Raw genomic sequence first — 7,740 nt, 5'->3', positions numbered from 1 at the left:
ACAGTAAATGTAAAGCGAATGATAAAACTCCAAACCAAAATGGAGGCCACCTCAGCATGAGGTAGCCTCCATTTTTTAGGTCCTACGGACCGAATTTTTCCAAAAGAGAACGTCTCATTTCAAGATAGAGAGTATTTTGCACGACTCTCCAAAAGGAGCGCCTTGTTACCGTCTTTCTGTTATACCAACACTTTTTTAAACTCAGCCGTCAGCAATGGCAGTACTTCGAACAGGTCGCCTACGATACCGTAATCAGCCACTTGGAAGATTGGCGCTTCCGGATCTTTGTTGATGGCAACAATAACCTTCGAGCTGGACATACCAGCCAAGTGCTGGATCGCTCCCGAAATCCCGCATGCGATGTAAAGATCAGGTGTTACAACCTTACCTGTCTGTCCGATCTGCATGGAGTAGTCGCAATAGTCTGCGTCGCAAGCGCCACGAGATGCACCAACAGCCGCACCGAGCACTTCCGCCAGATCGTACAACGGCTGGAAGCCTTCTGCACTCTTCACGCCACGTCCACCTGAAATCACGACTTTTGCTTCGGAAAGGTCTACTTTGCCGCTTGTTTTTCTTACAACATCTTTCACGATCGTACGCAAATCCTTGATTTCCAATTCAACTGGAACCACCACTGCCGTTTTCGAAGAGTCAGCAGCGCCAATGGCAATGTTGTTTGGACGAATCGTAATAAATGTTGTTCCATCAACGAATTTGCGTGATTGCGTTGCTTTTCCTGCATAGATCGGGCGAACAAATACTGGGCCTGCCTCTACACTTGTTACGTCCGAAACCAGACCGTAACCAAGTCTCGCTGCTACGCGAGGTGCGATATCACGACCGATCGCGGTGTGCCCCAAAACTACTGCATCTGGAGAAGCCAGCTCAATCAACTGCGTGAGTGCCTGTACATACGCATCTGGCGTGTACTGTGCCAACGCTGTATGATCAGCCGTATACACCGTGCTCGCACCGTGATGACCCAATGTCATTGCATGCGTTGCTGCATCTGCTCCGAATACACCTGCTACAATTTCGCCGCCCTCAGCCAATGCTTGTGCTGCAGTCAATGCTTCCAGCGACACGTTGCGAAGTTGTCCGTCACGTACTTCTGCCAATACAAGTACTTTTTTCATGGATATCCTCTCCCTCTCGCTTAGATCACTTTCGCTTCATTGCGCAACAGTTGCACCAATTCCGACGTTTGAGCTGCCAATTCGCCAGAGAGAATGCGACCCGCCTGCTTTTTCGGAGGCAATGTCTGATCGACGATTTCTGTCTTTGCTTTTACCTCATCCGCAGTAATTCCCAAATCGTCTGCGCCGAGTCTATCCAATGGTTTTTTCTTCGCTTTCATGATCCCTGGGAGAGAAGGGTAGCGCGGCTCGTTGAGTCCTTGCTGAGCCGTAATCAAAACAGGAAGGCTCGTCTCCACGACTTCCAGGTCCCCTTCTACATCGCGCTCTACTCGTACGTTCGTCCCGTCCACCTCTAGCTTCACAGCAGTCGATACATGGTTAATTCCCAGTTCTTCTGCCAGACGAGGACCGCCTTGGCCAGCCCCGGAGTCTACAGCCATTTGTCCACCAATGATGATATCGAAGCCAACCTTTTTCGCTACAGCAGCCAATACTTTGGCGGTAGTGAATTCGTCTCCGAACAGAGACTCGTCATCCACCAGAACAGCCTTGTCTGCGCCCATTGCCAAAGCAGTGCGCAGTGCACTTTCAGCACGGTCTGGGCCGACGCTGATTACGGTTACTTCGCCGCCATGATCTTCCTTGAGCTTGATTGCCTCTTCTACAGCGTACTCATCGTAGGGATTAATGATGAATTCAACGCCATCTTCGGAAATTTGTCCGTTTTGGATGACGATTTTTTCTTCTGTGTCAAACGTCTGTTTCAACACAACCACGATATTCATCAGGATGCCTCCTCCTTAGTGGTACCTCATACTTGTGAAGCTATATGCTTAACTACCGATCTGCAAATTGCGGCTTGCGCTTTTCCAGAAAAGCAGTCACGCCTTCTTTTACGTCCTCCGTCGCGAATGCATCGCCAAAGAGCTTTGCTTCTTGCTCCAAGCCTTGTGACAACGACAGCTCCGTTGTGTTATGGATGGACGCTAGGGCAAACTTCAGGGTAATCGCGCTCTTACTTGCGAAAACAGCCGCCAGCTTTTGCGCTTCTGCAAGCAACTGCTCTACGGGATAAACCGCTTCCACAAGACCGATACGCAGAGCTTCCTCGCCACCGATCATCTCGGATGTGAGAATCATTTGTGTCGCTTTGCCACGACCAACCAGACGTGGTAAACGTTGCGTACCACCGTAGCCAGGAATGAGTCCGAGATTCAGCTCAGGCAGCCCGAGCTTGGCTTCAGGTGCTGCAAAGCGGATATGGCATGCCAACGCAAGCTCCAATCCTCCGCCAAGGCAAGCGCCGTTAATTGCTGCAATGATTGGCTTCGGGAACGTCTCCAAGCGATTGAACAATGCTTGACCCTTCTTCGCCAGTTGTTCCGCATTATCCCGATTCAGTTGGGTAAATTCTTTGATGTCCGCTCCTGCAATGAAAAACCGACCTTCGCCAGTCAAAACGATCGCTTTGATCTCATCGTTATTTTCCCACTGGTCCAAAAGTTCACTCAATTGACCGAGCACTGCTTGACTGAGTGCGTTAGCAGGCGGGTTGCTAATCGTAACCGTAGCAACGCGATCAACGATTTCTACATTCCAATGCGACGCCATTCCTCTCCCCCCAAACTCTCTCCATATATAAAACAGCTACTTTTTCAATCCGAGCGATCGCTCAGTCTTGCTGTTTCCATTGTAACAAACGTTTTCATGCAAAAAAAGCTTTTCTTTTCATTCTTTTCCCTTCATACCAAGCAGGAAGAGGTTATGAATGGAATCAACATAAGAGACAAGGTCGTACTTGCACTGTTTCATCACCCAAGATGTCGTCACTTCGTCCAGCGTTCCAAAAATCATTTTGCGCGTAATCCGCACCTCGAGATCGGATCGGAATACGCCCTGTTCCATACCCTCTACGATCACTTCGTCAATGAGGTTGAAATACTGCTTCATCACGTTGCCGATTCCTTCACTAATGATCGGACTGGATTGGCGTAGCTCGATTTGCGTCACTTTTGCCAGATCATGGTCCTTGGATAGCTGGCTCAAGTGTGCATGAATGAGTACATACAGCTTTTGCTCAATGGTCGTCGCTTCCGAAATGTGTTTGCGGTTTGTCTCCACAAACTGGCCCATCTTTTCGTTAAACAGTGATATCAAAATATCATCCTTGTTTTCAAAATAGAGGTATATGGTGCCGTCTGCTACCTTCGCCTCTTTCGCAATTTTCGATACCTGGGCACTGTAATAGCCCTGTCTGGCGATTACTCGAACAGCAGCATCAATAATGGCTTGATACTTTTCCCCCGTTTTCTTTGCCATAACTACCTCCATGTTTACTAACATTGATGACGAAATGAATGATCATTCATTCATAATTAGTGTAATACAGGGCCACTCCTCTGTCAATCGCAAGAGGTCAGCAAAAAAGGCCGCTTTCCGCCTGGGATCGCAAGCCTCAAAACATCAGCTACTAGCTCGTTTTGATTTCTTCCTGGGCTTCTCTTTTCTTCTTGTCTTCTTCTTGTAATTGACGACGCAATACTTTTCCGACCATGGTTTTGGGCAAATCTGTACGAATCTCGTATTGTCTCGGAATCTTATAGGCGGCAAGTCTCTGTCTGCAATGCGCTTCCAGATCTTCTTCGCTCGCGAGCTGTCCATCCTTGAATACGACGTATGCTTTGACTGTTTCGCCCCGGTACGGATCTGGGACACCGATGACTGCTGCCTCCTGGATGGCGGGATGCTCAAACAGCACTTCTTCTACTTCGCGCGGATAAATATTGAAGCCACCGGCTATTATCATGTCTTTTTTGCGATCTACGATATAAAAATAGCCGTTTTCGTCCATATAGCCCATATCTCCCGTCAAAAACCAGCCATCCTTTAATACGGCAGCGGTATCTTCTGGGCGATTCCAATAGCCGAGCATGACTTGGGGTCCTTTTACGGCCAACTCCCCGACCTCGCCTTGGGGCATCTCTTCTCCCGTTGCCGTATCCACAATTCGGCAATCCGTATCTGGCCATGGCATTCCGATGCTTCCCGTAATGCCTTTTTCCCAAATCGGATTGGAATGTGTTACAGGAGAAGCCTCCGTCATCCCATAACCCTCGACCAGTTTGCCGCCCGTCAACTCTTCAAATTTGAGCTTGACTTCGATTGGCAACGGAGCTGATCCACTGACACATGCGTCGATGGAAGAAAGATCATGCTTCTTCAAGTCCGGGTGGTTGATGAGACCGATATACATGGTTGGTGCCCCTGGGAAAAGAGTAGGCTTGCGCTTGTCGATCATCTCAAATATTTGTTTCACGTCGAATTTGGGGACGAGAATAATTTCTGCTGCGATACAAATGCCTTTGTTCATCACGGTAGTCATCCCATACACGTGGAACAATGGGAGAACACACAAAATCCGTTCCTTTCCCTTTTTCAGCTTGTAAAGGACCGCTTGGCACTGGATTGCATTCGCAATGAGATTGGCGTGCGTCAGCATGACACCTTTGGCAACACCTGTTGTCCCCCCAGTATACTGGAGGAGCGCGATATCCTGGCTCGGATCGACTGGTACTTCAACAGGCTTGGTAGCGCTTTCTTTTAGGACGGAAAGAAAAGGCTCAATATCTGCGCTGTATGTAACCTGCGGATTTTGTCCTTGTTTCTTCTGCACGAACGGATATAGCCATTTTTTCAATAAGGGAAGGAAATCGCCAATGCTTGTGATGATGATTCGTTGAAGTGAGGTAGATGCACGGACTTGGGTAACACGTTTGTACAACAAATCCAGTGTGATGATGGTCTCGGCGCCTGAATCGTTCATTTGGTGAATCAATTCTCGCTCGGTATACAGCGGGTTGGTCATGACCACGATCGCGCCTGCAAAAAGCGCTCCGTAGTAGCTGATGACGGCTTGAGGAGTATTTGGCAGCATAATCGCCACGCGGTCGCCTTTCTTTACACCGCGCTTGATCAATGCATTGGCAAATTGGTATGACAACTGCAAAAGCTCTCGATACGTAATGCTTTTTCCCATGAAATAGATCGCGTTACTGTCTGGATACATAGCTGCAGACTGCTCCAGAAAATGCGTCAAAGGAACACGGGGGTAATCCAATGACGGCGCAGTTTCGGGCGGGTAATTGGCAATCCAAGGCTTGGCATTTGACATGGTCATTCCCTCCATCCCTTAAATGGCCTTGCCTCTCCCTATGATCTACATTCATAATCTCTTCCTAATGACTATTGTATTCGAAACATATTCAATTTTCCAACTAAAATCATGTGCTTTCCATCTGGGACAATACTATTCGACGAGAAAAGGACACAGCCCCTAACGACAGCCGTGTCCTTTGCCCTTATGCTCGATATATCTTACGGTGTTACTTCCTTGATAATTTGCAGGCGTGCTCTTTCCCGCTCATCTGTTGGGACGAGATGATACCAGCCAACAATACCATTATGCCAAATGCGTTCATCCTGCCCGACCAATGTATCAGCTTGGATGGAGTTCGGAGTTCCATCGCCATAGGACAATAACAGAGAGGCGATTTCCTGCTCGGTGAGATCCGTTTTCACATGCTGACCCAGTATTTCCATGAGTGAAAATGCCTTGGTATACGATTGGAGCGAGGTGCCTTTTGAAGCCAATGCTGTGAGAATCTCCTGCTGTCGGTCAATCCGCATGTAATCACTGTCTTCCTTGCCTAAATCACTTTTGCGATAACGAGCGTAATCCAATGCCTGCTCACCTGATAAAGTCTGCAGCCCTGGTTGAATGTCGATGTACGTGTCGTCGCTCGGATCGCTGTACTTCATACGTTTCTTCACATCGACAGTGACACCTCCCAGCTCGTCCACAATTTGGCGGAAGCCATCGAAATCTACGGAGATATACCGATCAATTTTTATTTGTAAAAATTTTTCCAGCGACTCTTTCACCATCTTTGGACCACCAAAAGCCATCGCATGGTTCACTTTGTCGTATCCTTTTCCCGGGAGCTCCATGTAGCTGTCACGCGGAATCGCCAAAAGGTAGACCGATTGCTTCCCGGGATGAATCGCCGCAAGCATGATTGTATCTGAACGTGCACTTTCCCCGTCTCGACTATCCACACCAAGAAGCAGGGCGACGAAAGGCTTCAACGGCTCTGTTCCTGTCAAAAGATTACGTGGAGGAAGGGAAACAGTTGCCTGTTTTGCGCTCCCTTTGGCTCCATCAATCGGAGCATACCACTGATTTGTCATTTGCTTATATTGATAGGCACTGTAGGCAACCAGCAGCAACGCCCCGATCGCCAAACAGGATAAGGTATGAAACGCAATCTGTTTTCCATGTCGCTTGAAAAAAGACCATATAAACATGACAAAGCCTCCCCCTTTGCTTCCATTTTTAACAGGGGAGACTTCGTTTAAACCTATGGGCGTTCGACAACCATTGCCATACCCATCCCGCCGCCAACACACAGGGCAGCCAAGCCTCGTTTCAATTGTCGTCGCTTCATTTCGTGCAGCAAGGTTACGATGATTCGGCAGCCAGTAGAACCGACAGGATGACCGAGTGCGACGCCGCTTCCGTTCACATTCGTTATTTCCCTCGGCAGCTCCAGTAGTTTTTCCACGGCGAGGTATTGCGCGGCAAAGGCTTCATTTACTTCGATCAGTTCGATATCCGCAAGCGTCAAACCGGCTTTTGCTAATGCACGCTTCACTGCTGGAACGGGTCCATATCCCATCAAATCGGGTTCTACCCCCGCTACTGCCCACGAGACAATTCTGCCGAGTGGTTCGATCCCGAGCTCTCTCGCTTTTCCTTCTTTCATCAAAACGGCTGCGGACGCTCCGTCGTTGAGCCCGGAGGCATTGCCAGGCGTCACTGTACCATTGTCACGGAAACTGGGTCTTAGCTTCGCGAGACTATCCAAGGTCACTCCCCTGCGAGGGAATTCGTCTTCCGTTACGATGATTTCTTCGGTGCGCTTTTTAATTGGGACCCCGATAATCTCTTCGGCAAACAAACCGCTGTCTATGGCTCGGATCGCATTTTGCTGACTGCGCAAGGCAATCTCATCCGACTCCTCGCGCGTGATCCCATAACGATCGACCAGACGTTCTGCCGTCTCGCCCATTAGGATTTGATGGTGTGGGTCTGTTAACAACTCCCACATCGCATCTGTCATTTCCCCATGTGTCAATCGTTTGCCCCAGCGAGCATTTTTCAGGACATACGGGGCATTGCTCATGCTCTCTACGCCGCCTGCCAGGACGATTTCACTGTCGCCTAAAAGGATCTGGGAAGCGCCGCTCGCAATCGCTTGCATGCCGGATGCACATTGACGTTGAATCGTGTAGCCTGTCACTTCTTTCCCCAAGCCTGCATCCAATGCTGCCACTCGCGCTATGTTTGGCTCGTCTGTCCGCTGAATGCAATTCCCTAAAATGACTTCATCGATCTGAGAAGTTTCCAGACCAGATCGAGCCATGACACCACGAATGACGGTTTCTGCCAGCTTGCGAGCGCTTACATCTTTCAGGACGCCACCAAACGTACCGATTGGCGTACGTCCGGCAGCAGCAATGACAACCTGCTCCATTAGTT

7 protein-coding genes are annotated in these 7,740 nt (G+C 49.1%); all 7 read right to left on the bottom strand.

From position 1 onward, the window contains the following. Positions 1-179: 179 nt before the first annotated feature. The 7 genes from ASG16_RS16300 to ASG16_RS16270 all read right to left on the bottom strand — a co-directional run bounded on the left by ASG16_RS16300 (position 180) and on the right by ASG16_RS16270 (position 7,735). Positions 180-1,139 carry an electron transfer flavoprotein subunit alpha/FixB family protein gene (locus ASG16_RS16300; RefSeq protein ID WP_056496148.1) on the bottom strand — a complete coding sequence of 320 codons (960 nt, stop codon included), beginning with the start codon at positions 1,137-1,139 and terminating at the stop codon, positions 180-182. 20 nt (positions 1,140-1,159) lie between these two features. Then, a complete protein-coding gene (locus tag ASG16_RS16295) occupies positions 1,160-1,927 on the bottom strand; it encodes an electron transfer flavoprotein subunit beta/FixA family protein (RefSeq protein WP_056496152.1) in 768 nt (255 codons plus the stop codon). A gap of 52 nt (positions 1,928-1,979) precedes the next feature. Beyond that, positions 1,980-2,753, bottom strand: a complete 774-nt coding sequence (locus tag ASG16_RS16290; RefSeq protein ID WP_056496154.1) for an enoyl-CoA hydratase — start codon at positions 2,751-2,753, stop codon at positions 1,980-1,982. 117 nt (positions 2,754-2,870) lie between these two features. Beyond that, positions 2,871-3,461, bottom strand: coding sequence for a fatty acid metabolism transcriptional regulator FadR (fadR, locus tag ASG16_RS16285; RefSeq protein ID WP_048031968.1), 591 nt, complete (start codon positions 3,459-3,461; stop codon positions 2,871-2,873). A 151-nt stretch (positions 3,462-3,612) separates the two neighbouring features. Next, positions 3,613-5,313, bottom strand: a complete 1,701-nt coding sequence (locus ASG16_RS16280) for an AMP-binding protein (protein ID WP_056496156.1) — start codon at positions 5,311-5,313, stop codon at positions 3,613-3,615. A 203-nt stretch (positions 5,314-5,516) separates the two neighbouring features. Continuing rightward, positions 5,517-6,506, bottom strand: coding sequence for an LCP family protein (locus tag ASG16_RS16275; RefSeq protein WP_056496159.1), 990 nt, complete (start codon positions 6,504-6,506; stop codon positions 5,517-5,519). 53 nt (positions 6,507-6,559) lie between these two features. Beyond that, positions 6,560-7,735, bottom strand: coding sequence for an acetyl-CoA C-acetyltransferase (locus tag ASG16_RS16270; RefSeq protein ID WP_056496162.1), 1,176 nt, complete (start codon positions 7,733-7,735; stop codon positions 6,560-6,562). Positions 7,736-7,740 lie beyond the last annotated feature (5 nt).

The organism is Brevibacillus sp. Leaf182 (assembly GCF_001423865.2).
In the GTDB taxonomy this organism is placed as follows: Bacteria; Bacillota; Bacilli; order Brevibacillales; family Brevibacillaceae; genus Brevibacillus; species Brevibacillus brevis_C.
The sequence above is the reverse complement of the archived record's forward strand: the minus strand, read 5'-3'. Positions and strand labels throughout refer to the sequence as shown.